The organism is Chryseobacterium scophthalmum, from assembly GCF_900143185.1.
Classification (GTDB): Bacteria; Bacteroidota; Bacteroidia; order Flavobacteriales; family Weeksellaceae; genus Chryseobacterium; species Chryseobacterium scophthalmum.
On sequence record NZ_FSRQ01000004.1, the window covers coordinates 85,595 to 104,425 of the forward strand.

General features: G+C 33.2%; 19 protein-coding genes and 3 tRNA genes. 16 read left to right on the forward strand and 6 right to left on the reverse strand.

Annotation, left to right across the window (positions count from 1 at the left end; translation table 11 throughout):
- The gene (locus BUR17_RS17050; RefSeq protein ID WP_074231796.1) at window positions 1-246 is read left to right on the forward strand and encodes a hypothetical protein; all 246 of its coding nucleotides are present in this window, start codon (window positions 1-3) and stop codon (window positions 244-246) included.
- The gene (locus BUR17_RS17055) at window positions 233-475 is read left to right on the forward strand and encodes a hypothetical protein (RefSeq protein ID WP_074231797.1); all 243 of its coding nucleotides are present in this window, start codon (window positions 233-235) and stop codon (window positions 473-475) included. Before BUR17_RS17050 ends, BUR17_RS17055 begins: the two co-directional genes overlap by 14 nt.
- Window positions 476-591: 116 nt before the next feature.
- Here the strand turns inward: BUR17_RS17055 and BUR17_RS17060 are convergent, their stop codons facing one another.
- Window positions 592-2,721, reverse strand: coding sequence for a S9 family peptidase (locus tag BUR17_RS17060; RefSeq protein WP_074231798.1), 2,130 nt, complete (start codon window positions 2,719-2,721; stop codon window positions 592-594).
- Between the two features lie 116 nt (window positions 2,722-2,837).
- On the opposite strand from BUR17_RS17060, the gene BUR17_RS21085 reads away from it, so the two are divergent.
- Together BUR17_RS21085 and BUR17_RS17070 are read left to right on the forward strand one after the other, a co-directional pair.
- Window positions 2,838-3,302, forward strand: coding sequence for a hypothetical protein (locus BUR17_RS21085; protein WP_074231919.1), 465 nt, complete (start codon window positions 2,838-2,840; stop codon window positions 3,300-3,302).
- Between the two features lie 12 nt (window positions 3,303-3,314).
- Window positions 3,315-3,506 (forward strand): DUF6496 domain-containing protein, encoded by a 192-nt coding sequence (locus tag BUR17_RS17070; protein ID WP_074231799.1) that lies wholly within the window; start codon window positions 3,315-3,317, stop codon window positions 3,504-3,506.
- 69 nt (window positions 3,507-3,575) lie between these two features.
- On the opposite strand, the gene glgP is transcribed toward BUR17_RS17070, so the two are convergent.
- On the reverse strand, window positions 3,576-5,240 hold the full coding sequence (glgP, locus tag BUR17_RS17075) for an alpha-glucan family phosphorylase (RefSeq protein WP_074231800.1): 1,665 nt from the start codon (window positions 5,238-5,240) through the stop codon (window positions 3,576-3,578).
- A gap of 199 nt (window positions 5,241-5,439) precedes the next feature.
- Between glgP and BUR17_RS17080 the strand changes: the two genes are divergently transcribed.
- Both BUR17_RS17080 and BUR17_RS17085 read left to right on the forward strand, forming a co-directional pair.
- A complete protein-coding gene (locus BUR17_RS17080) occupies window positions 5,440-6,237 on the forward strand; it encodes a hypothetical protein (RefSeq protein WP_074231801.1) in 798 nt (265 codons plus the stop codon).
- A 132-nt stretch (window positions 6,238-6,369) separates the two neighbouring features.
- On the forward strand, window positions 6,370-8,466 hold the full coding sequence (locus BUR17_RS17085) for a T9SS type B sorting domain-containing protein (RefSeq protein WP_074231802.1): 2,097 nt from the start codon (window positions 6,370-6,372) through the stop codon (window positions 8,464-8,466).
- A gap of 50 nt (window positions 8,467-8,516) precedes the next feature.
- On the opposite strand, the gene BUR17_RS17090 is transcribed toward BUR17_RS17085, so the two are convergent.
- Window positions 8,517-8,876: a nuclear transport factor 2 family protein gene (locus tag BUR17_RS17090; protein ID WP_084550735.1), complete on the reverse strand. Its 360-nt coding sequence runs from the start codon at window positions 8,874-8,876 to the stop codon at window positions 8,517-8,519.
- A gap of 70 nt (window positions 8,877-8,946) precedes the next feature.
- Between BUR17_RS17090 and BUR17_RS17095 the strand changes: the two genes are divergently transcribed.
- From BUR17_RS17095 to BUR17_RS17110, 4 genes are all read left to right on the forward strand, one after another.
- A complete protein-coding gene (locus BUR17_RS17095) occupies window positions 8,947-9,468 on the forward strand; it encodes a DUF1572 domain-containing protein (RefSeq protein ID WP_074231804.1) in 522 nt (173 codons plus the stop codon).
- Entirely contained in the window at window positions 9,465-10,106 is a 642-nt protein-coding gene (locus tag BUR17_RS17100) for a hypothetical protein (RefSeq protein ID WP_074231805.1), read from the forward strand. Before BUR17_RS17095 ends, BUR17_RS17100 begins: the two co-directional genes overlap by 4 nt.
- Window positions 10,107-10,171: 65 nt before the next feature.
- A complete protein-coding gene (mtaB, locus tag BUR17_RS17105; RefSeq protein ID WP_074231806.1) occupies window positions 10,172-11,518 on the forward strand; it encodes a tRNA (N(6)-L-threonylcarbamoyladenosine(37)-C(2))-methylthiotransferase MtaB in 1,347 nt (448 codons plus the stop codon).
- A gap of 56 nt (window positions 11,519-11,574) precedes the next feature.
- Window positions 11,575-13,077, forward strand: coding sequence for an FMN-binding glutamate synthase family protein (locus tag BUR17_RS17110; protein WP_074231807.1), 1,503 nt, complete (start codon window positions 11,575-11,577; stop codon window positions 13,075-13,077).
- 46 nt (window positions 13,078-13,123) lie between these two features.
- Here the strand turns inward: BUR17_RS17110 and BUR17_RS17115 are convergent, their stop codons facing one another.
- Entirely contained in the window at window positions 13,124-13,864 is a 741-nt protein-coding gene (locus BUR17_RS17115) for a hypothetical protein (RefSeq protein WP_074231808.1), read from the reverse strand.
- 54 nt (window positions 13,865-13,918) lie between these two features.
- Here BUR17_RS17115 and BUR17_RS17120 point away from each other — a divergent pair, with 54 nt between their 5' ends.
- Window positions 13,919-14,356, forward strand: a complete 438-nt coding sequence (locus BUR17_RS17120; protein ID WP_074231809.1) for an RNA-binding S4 domain-containing protein — start codon at window positions 13,919-13,921, stop codon at window positions 14,354-14,356.
- A 24-nt stretch (window positions 14,357-14,380) separates the two neighbouring features.
- On the opposite strand, the gene BUR17_RS17125 is transcribed toward BUR17_RS17120, so the two are convergent.
- Entirely contained in the window at window positions 14,381-14,896 is a 516-nt protein-coding gene (locus tag BUR17_RS17125; protein ID WP_074231810.1) for a shikimate kinase, read from the reverse strand.
- Window positions 14,897-15,012: 116 nt separating this feature from the next.
- Between BUR17_RS17125 and BUR17_RS17130 the strand changes: the two genes are divergently transcribed.
- The 3 genes from BUR17_RS17130 (at window position 15,013) to BUR17_RS17140 (ending at window position 15,356) form a co-directional block, all read left to right on the forward strand.
- Window positions 15,013-15,085: transfer RNA gene (locus tag BUR17_RS17130), tRNA-Lys, on the forward strand.
- Window positions 15,086-15,120: 35 nt separating this feature from the next.
- Window positions 15,121-15,203: transfer RNA gene (locus BUR17_RS17135), tRNA-Leu, on the forward strand.
- An 80-nt stretch (window positions 15,204-15,283) separates the two neighbouring features.
- Window positions 15,284-15,356 (forward strand) — tRNA-Lys (locus BUR17_RS17140).
- Between the two features lie 89 nt (window positions 15,357-15,445).
- On the opposite strand, the gene panC is transcribed toward BUR17_RS17140, so the two are convergent.
- Window positions 15,446-16,294, reverse strand: a complete 849-nt coding sequence (gene panC, locus BUR17_RS17145) for a pantoate--beta-alanine ligase (protein WP_074231811.1) — start codon at window positions 16,292-16,294, stop codon at window positions 15,446-15,448.
- A 167-nt stretch (window positions 16,295-16,461) separates the two neighbouring features.
- Between panC and BUR17_RS17150 the strand changes: the two genes are divergently transcribed.
- Window positions 16,462-17,232 carry a glycogen/starch synthase gene (locus BUR17_RS17150; protein ID WP_074231812.1) on the forward strand — a complete coding sequence of 257 codons (771 nt, stop codon included), beginning with the start codon at window positions 16,462-16,464 and terminating at the stop codon, window positions 17,230-17,232.
- A gap of 11 nt (window positions 17,233-17,243) precedes the next feature.
- The gene (locus tag BUR17_RS17155) at window positions 17,244-18,827 is read left to right on the forward strand and encodes a DUF4270 family protein (RefSeq protein ID WP_074231813.1); all 1,584 of its coding nucleotides are present in this window, start codon (window positions 17,244-17,246) and stop codon (window positions 18,825-18,827) included.
- Window positions 18,828-18,831 lie beyond the last annotated feature (4 nt).

The window sequence follows — 18,831 nt, forward strand, 5'->3', positions numbered from 1 at the left end:
ATGAATACAATATTTCATTTATCCTCTGCCGACGAAATTAATGAAGATTTGATAAAAAGTATAAAAGCTGCATATAAAAAGAAACCTATTTCTATAACAATTGAAGAGGATGTATATATTCCTGAATGGCAAAAAGAAGAGGTAAGAAGAAGAGCGCAATATGCAAAAGAAAATCCTGAATCACTTCTTGATTTTGATGATTTTATAGAAAGTTTTGAGAAAAAACTATTGAATGAAAAAAGCTAAAGTCGTTATTACCCAGAATGCTGATTTTGATTTAAAGGAGATTGCCGATTGGTATAACACAAAAGATAAAAAGCTAATTTGGGTATTCTTAAAAGATTTCAAAGAAAAAGTAAAATACATTTCAGTAAATCCTTTAGCCTGTGAAGTTAGATATGAAAATTTTAGAATATTTAAGAAAATTTCCCTTTGGCATTCATTATTTCTACAACGAACACAAAAATTTAATTGAAATATATTCTGTTTTTCATACTTCGAGAAACCCTGAACAGTGGAAAGAGAGAAAATAAAAGATCCGAATCTTATGTGAGACTCGGATCTTTTTTATTATTTAATTCAGATAAAATCTTAAAGATTTTCCAAAATAAAATCTGTCATTTTTTGGTACAGTTGTGGTCTTGTTTGTCCACCATAAATTCCGTGGTTTTTATCAGGATAAGCCATAAATTCAAACTGTTTTTTGTTTTGGATTAAAGCTTCAGAAAATTCCATAGAATTTTGGAAATGTACGTTGTCATCGGCTGTTCCGTGGATCAATAAGAATTTACCTTTCAACAAATTTGCATAAGTTGTAGGTGAATTATCATCGTAACCTGCAGGATTTTCCTGTGGAGTTAATAAAAATCTTTCGGTGTAAACAGAATCATAATATCTCCAGTTGGTAACCGGTGCAACAGCGATTCCTGCTTTGAAAACATCGGCACCTTTTGTCATTGCCAAACTTGCCATATATCCTCCAAAGCTCCATCCGAAGATTCCGATTCTTGTTTTATCGATATATTTTTGATTTCCTAACCATTTTGCTGCAACAATTTGATCTTCAATCTCATATTTACCTAAATTCTTATACGTTACTTTCTTGAATTTAGCCCCTTTATAACCAGTTCCACGTCCGTCTACACAAGCAATGATGTATCCTTTTTGAGCCAACATTTCAAACCAAAGTGCATTTCCGTTGTCCCAAGAATTGGAAACCTGTTGAGAACCAGGACCAGAATATTGGTACATAAATAACGGGTATTTTTTATTTGGATCAAAGTTTTTAGGCTTAATAATCCAGGCATTCATCTGATCTCCCGCAGCATTTGGAATCGTAATAAATTCTTTTACTGAAAAATTATCTGACTGTAATTTTTTAAGCTGATCGTCATTATTCTGAAGTTCTCTCAACTGCTTTCCGTTACCGTCTTTCAAAACAAAAGTGTAAGGTTTTGCTGCTGTAGAAGAAGTTTCAATGAAATAATTATAATTTTTGCTGAAGTTTGCGGCATTGTTTCCTTCCGCATTAGAAATCAGCTGCGATTTTCCATTCTGAATATTGATTTTAGAAACCACTTTGTTGATGCTTCCTTTTTCTGTAGTCTGAACGAAAATTTCCTGAGATTTAGGATTGTAACCGTAATATTCTGTCACTTCCCAATTTCCTTTTGTAACTTGTTTTTTCAGCTTTCCATCTTTGTCAAACCAATACAAATGACGGAAACCATCTCTTTCTGAAGCCCAAAGAAAACTGTTGTCTTCAAGGAATTCTAACGTTACATTGTCTGTATCGATCCACTTGTCATCAGTTTCTGTAAACAGTTTTTTTGCTTCACCTGTTTTGGTATTTACTTTCAAAATATCAGACGCATTTTGCGTTCTTTGTGAAGTAATCAAAACAATTTCATCTGCATTCGCGGTCTGAATAACGTTTGGAATGTAATAGTTTTTAAAATTGTCAAGATTTACTTTTGTCTTTTTTCCGTCTGCTAAATGATAAATATGTGCTGTTGCAACAGAGTTTTTTTCTCCCGCTTTCGGGTATTTATAACGCATTTCGGTAGGGTAAAGTGACTTTCCGTAGATAGGAATGTAAATTTCCGGAACATCAGTTTCAACCAATTTTACAAATAAAATGTCTGCAGAGTTTTTTGTCCATTCATATAATCTTGCATGTCCAAATTCTTCTTCATACACCCAGTCTGCTAAACCATTCAAAACTTTATTTTTTAAACCATGTTCTGTAATCTGAGTGATTTTTCCTGAATTTAAATCCTGATAAAATAAATTATTATCAACAATGAAAGCAATTTTGCTAGCATCTGGAGAAAATCTCGGTTCCTGTACTGGTTTTCCATCATTTAAACTTAAAATCTTACCAGATTTCAAATCTTTAACATCATAAACACCTAAAAAAGAATGCCTGTAAATAGGCTGACTTTCTTTTAACAAAAGTATTTTAGATTCATCATCAGAAAATTCATAGCTCTCAAAATTTCCATCAACCAGATTTCCTTCTTTCTGAGAAGTTTTGTAAGAATATTTTGCAATTCCGCCTTGCTCGATGACCAAATAATTTTCACCGTTTTTCATAGATGCAATTCCGGCAATGCCTTTGCCACGGTAGTATCCTGAATATATTTTGTCTAAAGTGATTTCCTGTGACGTAGCATTTTGAAATGCCGCAATAACAGTAAGGGTAAGTAAGAATTTTTTCATTGCTTAATTTAAAGAATTTCAAAGATAATAATTTTATTAATCTGATAAGAAAAAGCTTTTGTTGTAATGTTTTGGCAAAAGAATTGAATATATTTTATAATCAAAGAAAAATAATTATGGAAACTAATAAAAAACTTAATCGTTATGATCTAAAAGATCAAGTAGTAATTACAGGATTTTCAAACTTTAATGAAGCTGAAAATTATGTACAAAAAGAAGGCGGAGAATTAGTAGAGATAGCTTTTAAAGATGGAAATGATAATCCGCAGATTACTAATGAAGCAGGAATTATTGAGAAAAAACTCCATTATTTTGTAGAAGCAGGTCCTGAATATAAATTTATACATTCTTCTGATCCCGGTTTTAAACAATATGCAGGTGAACTTCAGAAGATAAAAGCAAGCATGGATAAAACGGGTCCTGAAGAAAGATATTTTGCGAATTTTGAAATTGAAAACACAGAAGACCCAATCATCGTTATTAAAAATGATCATTTAGAATCGGTAACTTCAAGAGAACGATCAAAATATCTGAAACATGCTTGTGTTTATGAAATCGGTGTTTCGAAACCCAAATCTTAAAATTTAAATATCATGAGCAAGACAAAATATTCTGAAAAAGCTCAGGAAAAAGTAGGAAAAGTGATGAAGGAGTTTAAAGAAGGTGAATTAAAATCTTCCTCGGGAGAAAAAGTTACTAACAGAAAACAAGCCGTTGCAATCGGTATTTCTGAGGCTAAAGAAGCTGGTTTGAAAGTTCCCAAGCAGAAAAAGAAAAAAGACTAAAATAAAAATCGGTTTGAAATACTCAAACCGATTTTTATTTGGATTAACCCAAAATGTAGTTTTTTAAAATTACGCTTTATGATTATATAAAATGCTGTAATATTCGTCTGCCATTCTATCGCTGTTGAAATTTTGCTTTACATCTTTCATAGAATTCTGTTGTATTTTTCGCCATTTATCAGGTTGATCGTAATAGATTGGTAGAATTTCGTTTTCAAGAAGTTCATATAATTTGTTGAAATCATATCGATCCTGTTCATAAATACTCATATTCATGTAATCTGCTTTCGGAACAACGAAAGAATTTTCGCCATGTTTTGCAAATTCCGGAATCCAGCCATCGTCTGTAGAAAGGTTGACAGAACCGTTCATTGCAGCGGTCATTCCTGATGTTCCTGAAGCTTCTCTTGGAACCCTCGGATTATTTAACCATAAATCTGAGCCTTGTTTTAAAGATTTACTTAAAGCCAATTCATATCCTGTTAAAACCGCCATATTTTTGTGGTTTTTACTTTCCTCTACCAGAACATTGAATGTGGAAATCGAAGAATAATCCATCGGATAAGGTTTTCCTGCCCAAATAATCTGAACCGGATATTTTGGATTGTTGAGTAGTTTCCTGAATTTTTCTTTATCCTGTAAAAGCAAATCTGCTCTTTTATAACCCGCAAACCTTCTCGCCCAAACGATTGTAAATATATTGGGATCAAATAAATTTCCGCTTTGATCGGCTACAATTTTGAATAGTCTTTTCTTTAAAATTTTCTTTCTGTAATCGAAAAGAGTATCGTTTTTTTCGTCTTTAGAATTGTAAAGTTCTTTGTCGCCCCAATATTTAAATTCCTGAGCGTTGGTAATCGATTTGATTTCACAGATTCCGGGATATTTACTCCACATCGCTCTGGAAACTTCACCATGTAACTTTGAAACACCATTTGCAATTCTTGCCATTTTCAAAGCACAAAGTGAATGGTTGAAAAGTTCACCATCAGAACCTTCAAGTTTTTTTGCTTCTTCCATGCTTAAACCTGAAAAATAAGACATGTCGTAGCATAATTTAAGATTGTGCTTTTCATTTCCGGCTTCTTCGGGAGTGTGTGTCGTAAAAACCAGTTTTTCTTTTACTTTCTGAATGTCTCCGTTGTATTTTTTCAATAAATGAAACGCAGCAGGAAGTCCGTGAGCTTCATTAAGATGATAAACATCTCGGTCGATATTCATTTCATCTAAAAGTTTTGCACCACCTTTTCCAAGAAGAATGTACTGTGCCAGTTTTGTAGATTCGTTGGCGTCGTAAAGTCTATGGCAAATTGTTTTGGAGATGTGATCGTTTTCCGGTACATCTGTGGAAAGAAAAAACATCGGTGCCGTGTTGAAAATTTCAGGATCAAGATACCAAACTTTCACCCAAACCGGAGCGCTGTGGATTTCAATTTGAAACTTTATACCTGTATCTTCAAGAAAACTGTACATTTTTCTCGTCCACGTTGGTTGTAAAGTCTGATCATGATTTCTCGCCTGATCGTAATACCCGAATTTCCATAAAATTCCGATCCCGATAAGATCCTGATTAAGGTTGTAGGCACTTCTCATGTGAGATCCGGCTAAAAAACCTAAACCTCCGGAATATATTTTTAAAACCTGCTCAAGAGCAAATTCCATTGAAAAATAAGCGACTTTTTCAGCATATTTTGGATTGATACTGAAGGGTATTTTGAAATTTCTGAAATCCATAAAATCATTGTTTGTGTTAAACAAAGTAAAGGTATCGATTAAGAAAACAAACTCTGTATTAATTATATGATAAATTATTTTAAAAGAGACTTTTTGAATCTTATTTTTAACTACCTTTAAGTGTAAATTTTTGATTATCAAAAGCTTTCAGTTTGAACCGTGAAAACATGTGTCATTATTAACTTTTAAAAGACCACACATGAAAAGAGCATTTTCTGATGAAGATTTAATAAAAAATCTCAGCCTGTATCATCTCAATCGGCATTTGAAGAAAAAGCCGATGGAAAAATATCATCGAAAAATTGATGAGTCAAAACTTCATGACCGTGAAAAATATAAGAAAAAAGCAGAAATTTTATTGCTTAACTCTTTTATGCACCATTTTCCGGAAGTTACCTTTGAAAATCTTACCTGCGAAAGTCCGGATTTTATTGCCACTCTTAACGAAAAAAAGATAGGAATAGAATTAACGGAAGTGATCAATCATCTTGAAATGAAAAAGGTGGAAAGTAACTTAAATAAGATTTTCCGTCAGGCAGAAATATTACTCGAACAAGAAGACACTACGAAATATCGTGGTGTTTATTTTTTAGAATTTCATACAAATATTAAGTTTGATTCTCTGGAACATCAGCAGGAAATTATTTTAAATATTTACAAAAGCATTAAAAAAGGAAAACCTGTTGGCTGTGTAAAAAACATCAGAAAATCTTCTCACCGCAGAAATGTTTTTATTACGTATGAATATAATATGAGCCTTTTTGATGAATTATGCTCTGAGAAAATCATTGAACTGATCGAAAAAAAGAACGAAAAGTTTCCATATTATGATACTTCTGTTGATGAATGTTGGCTGGTTATTGTTTCAGATATGAATTCTATTGCATCGCGATATACCTTCATTCAAGACAGGGAACATTTAGCTGAGGTAAAAAGCCCTTTTCATAAGATTTTTCACCTTGAAAACCTTTGTGGAAATATGACTAGTATTAAATAGTTTTAATGAATGAGTGTGAATAATTTAATTTGGTTCTTGTTTTATTAATAAATATTTTGTTTTTGTCATTATTTGGTGAGATTAATTAAATTTAGTTATATTTGATATACTTTAACTAATAATCAATTAGATATGAAAAAAACTCTACTATTCATTCTTTTTTGTATTTCACAAAGTTTTTATTCACAGGCAGATTGTTCTACTGCTTTAGCTGTTTGTGGAAATTCTAATATTACGTACAATCCCACTGGAATTGGCTTGGTTGATGAAACATTGGGTGGCTGTCTCACAGAAGGAGAACACAATTCAATATGGTATAAATTAACGATTGCAACCGGTGGTACACTTACTTTTGATTTGGTCCCTACCAATCCCAATGCAGATTATGATTGGGCGATGTATGGGCCAAATGTTACATGCGCAAGTTTAGGTGCGCCTATTCGATGTAATGCAGCAACGGTAATAGGAGTGGGTGCTTCCACAGGATTGAATATGACGAGCACGATATTAAGTGCTGCGGGAGGTTCTCCTACTCCTTATTGTCGGTATTTAGATGTAGTTGCAGGAGAAACATATTATTTATATTTAGATAACTGGGTTGGTGCAGGTGGAAGTACAACAGCTCCTTTTTCTCTAACTTGGGGTGGAACGGCTACTTTAGCTTCTCCTTTTACGGATCCTGTTTTACAGCCAAATCCATTTGTACCACCAGGAATTCCTGCGGCTAACCCGAATAACCCACGTGAGATTCTTATTTGTTCAAGTCCCGCTTTGTTTGATTTCAGTACACTTACTCCAGGAATCTTAAACGGAAACCCAAATTTTATTGTTACTTATCATACATCACAGAATGATGCGCTTTCGGGAGCAAGTCCTATTACTGCTCCTTTAATTGTGAATACAACAACAACTTATTATTATAGTATTCATTATCAAGATCCAGCGAGCCCTAATAATGCACTTAATTCTTGCCGACAAATCGGTGCTTTTAAATTTAAATTAGGAAATATTACAGCGAATGACGCAACAATTTTTGCATGTAACAATAATAAAAAAGGTCAGGGAACATTTAACTTAACCACAGCGAATGTTTTTGGAGGTACAAATGTTACAATAACTTATTATCCTACATTGGCAAATCTAAATGCAGGAACAGGGCAAATTGCCAATCCTAGTCAATATGTTTCTGCAGAAGGAGTTGTTTATGCTTATGTGAAAACAACAGACGGTTGTTCAGATTATGCAGTAATTACTTTACGTTTCTACCCGGAAGTTGTAGTGAATGATGCTACTTTGAGAGCTTGTACATTTGATGTCAATCTTAAAACGGCTTCTTTTAATCTTACAACAGCTTCAGTGACGGCTCAGACAGGAACTACAAAAAAATATTATCCATTTCTTACCGATGCAACGAATGGAACTAACGAAATTTCAAACTTCACAAACTATATTTCTCCAAATGGAGTGGTTTATGTAAGAGTTATAGACGGAAACGGATGTTATGGTATTGCAAAAATTAAATTAGAAGTAATTCCTCCAGTGTACTCTACGGTTTTAAAAGATAAAACAATTTGTATTGAAGACAAAACCACTTTGGATGCAGGAGCAGGCTTTGATGGCTATGAGTGGAGTACAGGTGCAACTACGCAAACTATTTCTAATGTGGGAGTTGGAACGTATTGGGTGAAATTAAAAACCGGAGATTGTATCATTCTGCAAAACGTAAAAGTATATTCTTCAGAACAACCGGTTATTACAAGTGTTGATATTTCTAATACGACTATAACAATTAATGTAAATGGAGGAAAAGCTCCTTACCAATATTCAATGGATGGTATCGCTTGGCAAGATTCTAACGTATTTACGAATATAAAAAGAGGAGATCACAAAATCTACGTGAAAGATGCTTACGATTGTGAACCAATAGAAATCGGAATTGTTGTTCCAAATCTGGTGAATGTTATCACTCCAAACGGAGACGGCATCAATGATGTGATAGATTATTCTGCTTTGGCAAACAAACAGAATTTGATCTTCAATGTTTTTGATAGATACGGAAATAAAATTTTCCAAGCAGATAAAATGAATAATTATAAATGGGACGGAACTGCAGGTAATAAAAAAGTTCCTACCGGAAATTATTGGTATTCTGTGTCATGGAATGAAAATGACAAAAAAGGAACACCAATTAAATACTCAGGTTGGGTATTGTTGAAAAACAGAGAATAATTAGAAATGATTAAATATGACAAAAGCCATCTTGCGAAAGATGGCTTTTGTTAATTAAAAACCTTTGTATCTTTAAAGTAATCAGAGAGATAAAGTATTTTTCCGCATTCTGAAAATTGTATGATGGTACAGATCTCATTGGCATAACTTCCTTTTCCGGATATGTTGCCTAAAGAGTTGGTTTGGTAAAAATATTTGTTATTTCCCAGATTGAAAATTTCGGAAACACTCCATTCGATCTTTTCGTATCTTCTGAAAATAGCTCTGAATAGTGCTAAGATTCTGCTTTTCCCTGAAATTTCTTTTGTAGGCGGAATCCAAATCACAGTTTCATCAGTAAACCATTTTTCAAGCTTTTCAATGTTTAAGGAATTCAAATCCTGCATAAAATGGCTAATCTTACAATTCATAGGTTGCAATTTACATTTATATACGTGAAAAATCTTAAATTGGTTTTAAATAAAATATTAAACATTTATCATGAAAGATCTATTTATTAAAAGATTTGAATACTATAAAATGCTCGGCGACAAATCATTTGCACAACTTTCAGATGAGCAGATTTTCTGGCAGTTCAATGAAGAAAGTAATTCCATTGCGGTGATTGTGAAGCATGTTGCAGGAAACATGCTGTCGAGATGGACGAATTTTTTAACGGAGGATGGTGAAAAATCCTGGAGAAACCGTGATGAAGAATTCGTAAATACTTTTAAATCGAAAGATGAGGTTTTAGACTATTGGGAAAAAGGCTGGAGTTGTCTTTTTGATGCTTTGAGTCAAATTAATGATGAAAATTTATATTCAAAAATTTATATAAGAAACGAGGCGCATTCGGTGATTGATGCGGTTTTCAGACAATTGGCACATTATCCTTATCATATCGGTCAGATTGTTTTTATTGCTAAAATGATGAAAAATGAAGACTGGAAAACGCTTTCTATTGCAAGAAATAAATCTCAGGATTTTAATAATGAAATGAAAGATAAATTCTCTGAAAAATGAAGAATTTCGCCATAAATAAAAATAAAGGGATTATTTCGGAGGAGTTTTTAAATAAGAATATTTTAGATTTTCCTTCTGCCTGCAAATATGTTTCAGAATTGCCATACAAAAGGAATTCAGATAAAAATAACATTAAATGTATTTTTGATGACTTGGGTGGAACTTGCAGTACAAAACATGCGGCACTGAGAAAATTGGCACTTGAAAATCATCAGTCGAATGTGAAATTAATTCTCGGGATTTTTAAAATGGATGCGGAATATACTTTTAAAATTAAAAATACTTTAGACAAGTTTAATTTAAATTATATTCCCGAAGCTCACAATTATCTCAAAATTGATGATGAATATTTTGATTTTACAAAACCTAATTCGGAATATTCACAATTTAAAAATAAATTACTGGTTGAAAAGAAGATAGAATACAATGAAATTATGACCGAAAAAGTTTTGTTTCATAAACGTTTTCTTGAAAATTGGCTTTCTGATGAAAATCTTTCTTACAGTCTGGATGAAATTTGGGAGATAAGAGAACAGTGTATCAAAGATTTACAAAAAAGTGATGAGGCAGAGATTCAAAATTCATCTTCTGTTTGTTTTGCAAATAGTCCTGATGTAAGAGACGATTATAAACTATAGACCAAATCAATTTAAAATTCATATTAAATTGATTATCTTTGCACCCACAAAATTCAGGAAAATAAATGTCTCACTTTCATAGAACTGCCGCATTTCATACTCTTGGCTGCAAATTAAACTTTGCGGAAACATCTACTATTGCCCGTCAATTAACAGATGCAGGTTATGATAAGGTAAGTTTTGATGATAGAGCAGATATTTATGTAATCAATACTTGTTCGGTTACCGAAAACGCCGACCGTGAATGTAAACTTCACGTAAAAAGAGCAATGAAAGCCAATCCTGAAGGTCTGGTCGTAATTGTTGGATGTTATGCACAGCTGAAACCTGAAGAAATTTCACAAATCACGGGGGTAGATTTGGTTCTTGGAGCCAAAGAAAAATTCAATATTTTAAGCTATCTCGACGATTTAGAAAAATCTGAAAGCGAAGGTGTTGTTCATTCATGTGAAATCGAAGAAACTGATTTTTTTATCGGAAGTTATTCCATTGGTGACAGAACCAGAGCTTTTTTGAAAGTTCAGGATGGTTGTGATTACAAATGTACGTACTGTACAATTCCTTTAGCAAGAGGTATTTCCCGTTCAGATACTATCGAAAATGTATTGAAAAACGCCAGAGAAATTGCCGAAAGAGACATCAAAGAAATTGTTTTAACAGGTGTGAATATCGGTGATTACGGTAAAGGTGAGTTTGGAAATAAAAGACACGAACATACTTTTTTAGATTTAATTTCTGAACTTAATCAAGTTGAAGGAATTGAAAGAATCCGTATTTCTTCTATTGAGCCTAATCTTTTGAAAGATGAAAGCATCGAATTGGTTTCTAAAAGCAAGAGTTTTGTACCGCATTTTCATATCCCTTTGCAATCGGGAAGTGATGAATTGCTGAAAAAAATGAAGCGTCGTTATCTTACCAAATTGTATAACGACAGGGTTAATAAAATCCGCGAAGTAATGCCCGATGCGGCAATTGGTGTAGATGTTATTGTTGGTTTCCCTGGTGAAACCGAAGAATTATTCATGGAAACGTATAACTTCCTGAATGAACTCCCTATTTCATATCTTCATGTATTTACTTATTCTGAAAGAGAAAATACTGAAGCGGCAGGAATGCAGGGTGTTGTTCCGATTCCGGAAAGAAAAAAACGTAATAAAATGCTTAGAATTCTTTCTGAAAAGAAAAAAATGGCATTTTATCAGACTCAATTAGGAAAGACGCTTCCCGTTCTTTGGGAGCACGAAAATAAAGACGGCAAAATGTACGGCTTCACAGAAAACTATGTGAGGGTGCAAAAAGATTTTGACCAGGCTTCAGTAAATCAAATTGAATTTCTAAATTTAGAAAAAATCCTGTCAGATGGCACGGTTTCTGTGCAATCGTCTTACGAAAGTTTTTTAGCAAAAGCATAGTCTGTTTGCTATATTTCCACTAAATTTATTCTTTAACGTTTTAAATCTATATTCTTATGAGAGATAAGTTCTTATCTTGGGGAATTGTATTGGTAGCTGCAACATGGGTTGTGGCGTTACTGATCAAAGCACATTATTGGATTCCTACGCTGTTAACAGCAATTTACGCATTAGGAGTTTATAATTCTTACCAATCAAAACACGCAATTCTGAGGAATTTTCCTGTTTTGGGATATTTCAGGTATTTTTTTGAAGGTATTTCACCTGAAATGCAGCAGTATTTCATTGAAAGAGAAACAGACGGAAAACCATTTCCCAGAAACCAACGTTCTGCAGTGTATAGACGTTCAAAAAATATTAGCGACACCGTTCCTTTTGGAACTCAGTTAGAAGTAAATCATAGAAAATATGAAGGAATTAAGCATTCTATTTATGCTAAATCTCCAAAAGAAGAACTTCCGAGAGTTTGGGTAGGAGGTGAGCAGTGTACTCAGCCTTATCATGCTTCGTTGTTTAATATTTCAGCAATGAGTTTTGGTGCATTGAGTGACAGAGCTCAAATTTCGTTAAATAAAGGGGCAAAAAAAGGGAATTTTTATCATAATACAGGAGAAGGAGGGATCTCACCTCACCATTTAGAAGGAGGAGATTTATGCTGGCAAATAGGAACCGGATATTTCGGCTGTAGAGATGATGAAGGAAAATTTAATCCTGAATTATTCACAAAATATTCTACTCTTCCAAGTGTAAAAATGATTGAGATTAAATTATCTCAAGGTGCAAAACCTGGTCATGGTGGAGTTTTACCGGGTGTGAAAAACACTCCCGAAATTGCTAAAATACGCCACGTACAACCCGGTCTTACTATTATTTCTCCGCCTTCGCATTCATCTTTTTCTGATGCTGCAGGATTGTTGAGGTTTGTACAGCAGTTAAGAGAACTTTCTGGTGGAAAACCTGTTGGTTTTAAGCTTTGTATTGGTGATACCAAAGAGTTTGAAGATATTTGCGTTCAGATGAATGTTCTGAAAATTTATCCTGATTTTATTACCATCGACGGAGCAGAAGGAGGAACCGGAGCTGCGCCACCAGAGTTTTCTGATGGAGTAGGGATGCCTTTAGAACCTGCTTTAATATTTGTAAATCGTACACTAAGAAATTATAATCTTAGAAATAAATTACGCGTAATAGCCAGCGGAAAAGTATTGACAAGTTTAGATATTTTGCGAGCGGTTGCAATGGGAGCAGACATGTGTAATAATGCACGAGGATTTATGTTTTCTCTTGGCTGTATTCAGGCTTTGAGATGTAATAACAACAATTGTCCGACGGGTGTAGCGACGCAAGATAAAATGTTGATTAAAGGGCTTGATGTGACTGATAAAGCAGAAAGAGTATATCATTTCCACAAAAATACTTTACATACGTGTAACGAGTTGATTGCTGCTGCAGGAAGAAGCTCTTATGAAGAAGTTGATGCAAGTATGTTTATGCGAGGTGATGAGTTTGAGCATCTTTCAGATAAATATTTCCCGGATATTTTAGGGAATGTGAGATAAAAAAAAAGCGCTTCAAATTACTTTGAAGCGCTTTTTTTACTATTTGTTATTGACCTGTAGGTCTTAGATTTGCTTTGTAAATCTGGAAACTAAATACAAAACAATTATTTTGTAGTGAATATCCTGTATAGTTATAATGTGCATTTCTACCAAAAGCAGCTTTTGACGGAACAATAATTACTCCTTGTAAATTGTAAGGATTTTCATCGGGTAAATTTTCAAAACCTTTAAAATATCTTAGACCCTCTTTTAGGCCTGCTATTTCATAATAGCTACTGTTTTGACCAGCTGCAGTTCTTACGCTCTTTTTTACAAAATAAAACATAGGATCAGTTACGGGAGAACCGCTTCCGTCTATATTGTTTAAAAGAGTTCCCGCTCCTCCAAAAGAAATATTTCCGTCTGTATCTGTAGCAAGATAATAATTAGCTCTCATCATTGTTCTTATCTGAGTAGAATCTCCTATTGTTACACCCGTTGAAGGAGGAGTGCTGTCTTCAGGCTGTGCTCCGGTTCTTTTGATGTAAATAACTCCGGATGGAAGTGTTTGAGGGCTCAGTTGAGATAATTTTTTCTCATTATCATCAGCAGCATCTGATGTGAAAGCTTTTATGTTTCCTTGCGTATCCAAGTAGTTGTTATCCATAAATTTCTGAATAGCCTGCTCGTCATAAGAGTTTCTTACATTGATGTCTTCCGGTTCTACGAAAGTTTCCACTTCATCATCCTTTTTACAAGCTGCGAAACACAACGATCCTGCAAGGATATACAAAAATATTTTTTTCATTTCAAAAACTTTAATTACTTTACAAATAATATAACGACAAAAGTATAAAAAAATATGAGAATAGATAAATTTTTATGGAGCATTCGTTTTTATAAAACAAGATCGGTATCTGCAGATGAAATAAAAAAGAACAGAGTTTCTATCGGAACCTCGGTTGTGAAGTCCTCCAAAGAAGTAAAAGAAGGAGATGTTATTAAAATTCGCAAGAATCAAATCGAATATAAAATTAAAGTAATACAGATCCCTAAAAGTAGAATTGGAGCTAAGTTAGTTCCGCTTCATATCAAAGATGTGACAGATAAAGATCAGTATGAGCAATTAATGATGAGAAAAATGTCTCAGGAGTATTATCGAAACAGAGGAGAAGGTAGGCCTACCAAAAAAGACAGAAGAGATATGGATGATTATGTAGAAAATGATGTCACTGCAGATTTTACAGATTGGGATGATTTTTTTGGTGAAGATGGCAGTGATACTGAAACCAATGACTAAACCAATTTATGAAAAGGAAAAGCTCTAGAGATAGAGCTTTTCTATTATCTCCTGAATAATGTCTTCGGGATTTTTATTATCTGTATTAATGCTGAATTGTGCCTTGCTGTAATAAACATTTCTCTCAAATAAATGTTTAGCAATAAATTCAGGGATGTCTTCATCAGCAATTTTTGCAATTAAAGGTCTTTTTTCTTTCTGCTTTGAAATTCTTTCTGCTAAAGTAGCGATTGAAGCTCTTAGAAAAACACTCTTCGAATTATTATTAATAATTTCCATATTATTATAATAAACCGGTGTTCCTCCACCCAGACTCAAAACGATGTTTTCTTGGCTGGCTAAAATTTCCTCCAAAGTTTCTCTTTCTAGCTTTCTAAAGTAAATTTCTCCCTTTTTTTCGAAGATTTCGGGAATGGTCAATTTATTTCGACGAGAAATCTCTTTGTCGAGGTCAATTAATTTAAAATTTATTTTATCGCTTAATATTTTGGAAATGTGAGATTTGCCACTCCCCATGTATCCTACTAGTGAAATTATCATGAAAATATTTTAAACAAATTTGCGAAAAAGTTTTGAGATAATGAAAAAAGTTATATCTTTGCACCACTAAAAACAAGGGACATTACTTAACAATGAAACTTGATAATAAAGTGACCGACTCGGTAGCTCAGCTGGTAGAGCAATACACTTTTAATGTATGGGTCCTGGGTTCGAATCCCAGCCGGGTCACTAGCGAAAAATTACTAGATTTTTGTAATTTTATTGCCTGTGTGGTGAAATTGGTAGACACGCCATCTTGAGGGGGTGGTTTCCTAAGGATGTGCTGGTTCGAGTCCAGTCGCAGGCACTGCAGAAAAAAATATTTAATTAATCATTGATATTTTATAAAATTAATTTTATATTTGTCGTCGTTAATTTGATGTGACCGACTCGGTAGCTCAGCTGGTAGAGCAATACACTTTTAATGTATGGGTCCTGGGTTCGAATCCCAGCCGGGTCACAAGTTTACTGAAAAGTAAATTTTTTTCATATTAATATTTTGTGATTTGGTGTTCAAAGGCTTCCTTCAGGAAGCCTTTGATTTTTGTATTAATCCAAATGCATATTGTCAATCAATCTTACTCCGTCTACATCAACTACGATAAAGGCTCTGTAAGAATTTCCATCTTCTTTTTGATTGGTTTCTTTTAATGTACTTTCATCAGCAATTAAAAAATATTCTAATTTCATGTTTTTTTGATGAGAAAAAATTTCGTCTACATTTTCTTTAATGTTAAAAACTGAAGTGTTTTTAAACCATTCTTTAACTTTTGTTAGTGTTTCAAAAATTATTTTAGCATCCTCTTTTCTGGTTTCGGTGAGACGCTGGTTTCTTGAGCTTAAAGCTAAACCGTTTTCTGCTCTGTAAATAGAAACTCCTTTTATTTTAATAGGAAGTTGCTTTTTCTCGACCATTTTTTTGATAATAGCTAATTGCTGGAAATCTTTTTCTCCAAAATAAGCGTTATCTGGTTTTACTTGTCTGAAAAGTTCTTCAACTACAGTTCCTACCCCGTCAAAATGCCCCGGTCTTGATTTTCCTTCCATTTCGTTTTCCAAACCATCATAATCGTAACGCTGGCTTTCTGTTTTTTCAGGATAAATATCTTCAACTTGAGGAAGATAAACAGCATCTACAAGTTCTGAATTTTTGAGAATGAAGATGTCACGATCGGTATCTCTTGGGTATTTTTCGAGATCTTCGGCATTGTTAAACTGTGTAGGATTTACAAAAATTGAAGAAATGACCAGGTCATTTTCTTTTCTTGCAGCTTCGTATAATGACAGGTGCCCATTGTGTAAAGCTCCCATTGTTGGCGCAAAACCTATTTTTTTGCCCATTTCCTTCTGTCTTTCTATAAAATCCTGAAGTGTTTTTTTGTTTTTTAGAACTTCCATAGTTTATTTTAATAACAATTCAAAAATACTAATATTAAGATATTTATTTTTAGTTTTCCAGCAATATCTTAAGAACTATCGTAAAAAAATGTTAATTAGGATAATGTTGAATGTTTTTTCGTAATTTTGCATATTAAGCGTTATTTAAAAATTATATAAAAAATTATATGCCCAATCAGAAAATACTGTACATTACCACAGAGATGTACCCTTATCAGGAAGATACAAATTTAGCAGCGGTGGTAAACAAAATGGCACTTAAAATGCACCAAGAAGGCAATGATGTAAGAGTTTTTATGCCAAGATTCGGACAGATAAGTGAGAGGAAATTCCAACTTCATGAAGTAATTCGTCTTTCGGGGATGAATATTATTATCAACGATTTAGATCAGCCTTTAATTATTAAAGTTGCTTCGCTTCCGGGTGAGAGACTACAGGTTTATTTCATTGATAACGAAGAATACTTTAAAAGAAAACAATATTATTTTGATGACGAAGGAGTAGCGTTTGATGATAATGACGAGAGAGCTATATTCTTTGCACGCGGTGTGATAGAAACAATCAAAAAACTAAACTGGGTTCCAGATGTTATTCACTTAAACGGGTGGATGTCTTCTTTCGTGCCTATTTATTTGAAAACATATTACAAATCTGATACTTACTTCAAAGATGCTAAAATTGTACTTTCATTATATAATGAGAAGGATGCAGCTTTGGCAGGAAATGTAGGTGAGAAACTTCAGTTTGATAATATTTCAGATTTAAATGCGTTAAATAAACCAAGCTTCGAGAGTTTCGTAATCGAAAGTATGAATTATGTAGACGAAGTTGTAAAAGGAGATGAGTTTTTGAACGGTGATCTTGATAAAGGTTTTAATGAAACTACTACTTCAAAATCTGAATACCTAGATGTAGACTCTATCAGTAAATTATATTAATATACATTTTGATGATTTATAATATTAGAAAAATTTTCACCATTCTTTCTGTAATGTTTTTAGGTGGTGTATTGGTTTATAACTGCGAACCGGAACCAGATTCTTTAGGTGAACAGCTATTTTTGAATGGTGCAGCAGAAGGAGTAGAATCTTCTTATGATCTTATTGCCTATAATATTAAGAATAATGATACCATAAGAACGGATGCATTTAAATTATTAGATATTGTTAGTTCTGGTTCAGTTTCTTCCACAGCGGTTTTGGGAGCTTTTAATGAAAGCCAGTTTGGGATGCAGAGAGCTTCTTATTTTACTCAAGTGAGATTACCTTCTTATAATCCTGATTTTGGAACTAATGCAGTGGTAGACTCTGTAGTTTTGGTTCTTAAACCTATTGTGTCTTTAGATTCTCTTACAACTACTACAAACGAAAGTTATGTTTATCCGGATGGAAATGTTGATGCCAAAAAAGTTGTCAATACATATCCAATTAAAAAATTCGGTAAAGCAAAATTTAACGGAGGTAAGCTTACTCTTCAAGTAAATGAAGTGACTGAATTTATGAATGGAGTTAACGATATCGTTTATTCTAATAGAAACTTCGATACAAATACCACAGCTTTAGGTTCAAAAGAAATTAAAAATGGAAGTGTAAGCTCTGTTGTTATTACAAAAGATTCTGATAACACTGAATTATTTACTTCATCAACACCTGTATTGAGAATTCAATTGACACCGTCTGTTTTCCAATCTAAAATTATTAATAAGAAAGGACAGCCAGAATTAAATGATGTTTCAAATTTTATAAGACATTTCAGAGGCTTGAAAGTTTCTGTTGTTGAAAACGACGGGTACTTATTCCAGTTTACACCAAATGATATGCAGCTTATCATGTATTATAAGAATGATAAGCTTGTAGATAATGTTAATACTAGACCTCAAACAAAATATGAGTTTGCTGTAAAAGGTTCAAATATGCATTCTGCTTATTATGAGTATGATAGAACTAATACTGTAATGAATAATTATGCTTTTGGGAATACAACAATTGGAGATAAAAAATTGTATGCACAAGGAATGGGGGGTAATTCTATTGGTATAAAATTCAAAAAAGAAGAGATTGATAAACTGAAACAACTGTATCAAAATGATAAAGCTGCTATTATTAGTGCAAAAATCAGAATATATACTGATAAGTCAGAATGGTCTAATCCTTATGCGAAACCTACAGAATTTACGATTGTTCAAAGAGATAAAGACTCTAGCGGAAAAGAAACAACAGCATTTACTACTGATTATACTTCTCTGGGAGCTTTGTTTATTCCTTTAAGAGCTTATGATTTAGATAAGAACCCTGCTTATTATGATTTTACAGTAACACAATCTTTAAAAGACATTGTTGAATCGGGTGCTGCTTATAATGATAAATATTTCAAGATAGATCTTGCTAAGTTTGTACCTAATGCTTCTGGTGGTACTGCAGGATATAATTACACTACAAGAGCATTTTCTATGGGAAGAACTGTTTTTGTTGGTTCAGACAATTCGAACGAGAACAAAATTCAGTTAAAAGTTACTTACGGTACAAAAAAATAAAAAC

Bases quoted from the DNA above. Each gene is read 5' to 3' on its own strand.
- BUR17_RS17060 (WP_074231798.1), bottom strand. From the start codon at position 2,721: ATGAAAAAATTCTTACTTACCCTTACTGTTATTGCGGCATTTCAAAAT.
- BUR17_RS17150 (WP_074231812.1), top strand. From the start codon at position 16,462: ATGCCCAATCAGAAAATACTGTACATTACCACAGAGATGTACCCTTAT.
- BUR17_RS17080 (WP_074231801.1), top strand. From the start codon at position 5,440: ATGAAAAGAGCATTTTCTGATGAAGATTTAATAAAAAATCTCAGCCTG.
- BUR17_RS17110 (WP_074231807.1), top strand. From the start codon at position 11,575: ATGAGAGATAAGTTCTTATCTTGGGGAATTGTATTGGTAGCTGCAACA.
- glgP (WP_074231800.1), bottom strand. From the start codon at position 5,240: ATGGATTTCAGAAATTTCAAAATACCCTTCAGTATCAATCCAAAATAT.
- BUR17_RS17055 (WP_074231797.1), top strand. From the start codon at position 233: ATGAAAAAAGCTAAAGTCGTTATTACCCAGAATGCTGATTTTGATTTA.
- BUR17_RS17070 (WP_074231799.1), top strand. From the start codon at position 3,315: ATGAGCAAGACAAAATATTCTGAAAAAGCTCAGGAAAAAGTAGGAAAA.
- BUR17_RS17120 (WP_074231809.1), top strand. From the start codon at position 13,919: ATGAGAATAGATAAATTTTTATGGAGCATTCGTTTTTATAAAACAAGA.
- BUR17_RS17085 (WP_074231802.1), top strand. From the start codon at position 6,370: ATGAAAAAAACTCTACTATTCATTCTTTTTTGTATTTCACAAAGTTTT.
- BUR17_RS17115 (WP_074231808.1), bottom strand. From the start codon at position 13,864: ATGAAAAAAATATTTTTGTATATCCTTGCAGGATCGTTGTGTTTCGCA.
- BUR17_RS17090 (WP_084550735.1), bottom strand. From the start codon at position 8,876: ATGAATTGTAAGATTAGCCATTTTATGCAGGATTTGAATTCCTTAAAC.
- BUR17_RS17050 (WP_074231796.1), top strand. From the start codon at position 1: ATGAATACAATATTTCATTTATCCTCTGCCGACGAAATTAATGAAGAT.
- BUR17_RS17100 (WP_074231805.1), top strand. From the start codon at position 9,465: ATGAAGAATTTCGCCATAAATAAAAATAAAGGGATTATTTCGGAGGAG.
- BUR17_RS17095 (WP_074231804.1), top strand. From the start codon at position 8,947: ATGAAAGATCTATTTATTAAAAGATTTGAATACTATAAAATGCTCGGC.
- BUR17_RS21085 (WP_074231919.1), top strand. From the start codon at position 2,838: ATGGAAACTAATAAAAAACTTAATCGTTATGATCTAAAAGATCAAGTA.
- mtaB (WP_074231806.1), top strand. From the start codon at position 10,172: ATGTCTCACTTTCATAGAACTGCCGCATTTCATACTCTTGGCTGCAAA.
- BUR17_RS17125 (WP_074231810.1), bottom strand. From the start codon at position 14,896: ATGATAATTTCACTAGTAGGATACATGGGGAGTGGCAAATCTCACATT.
- BUR17_RS17155 (WP_074231813.1), top strand. From the start codon at position 17,244: ATGATTTATAATATTAGAAAAATTTTCACCATTCTTTCTGTAATGTTT.
- panC (WP_074231811.1), bottom strand. From the start codon at position 16,294: ATGGAAGTTCTAAAAAACAAAAAAACACTTCAGGATTTTATAGAAAGA.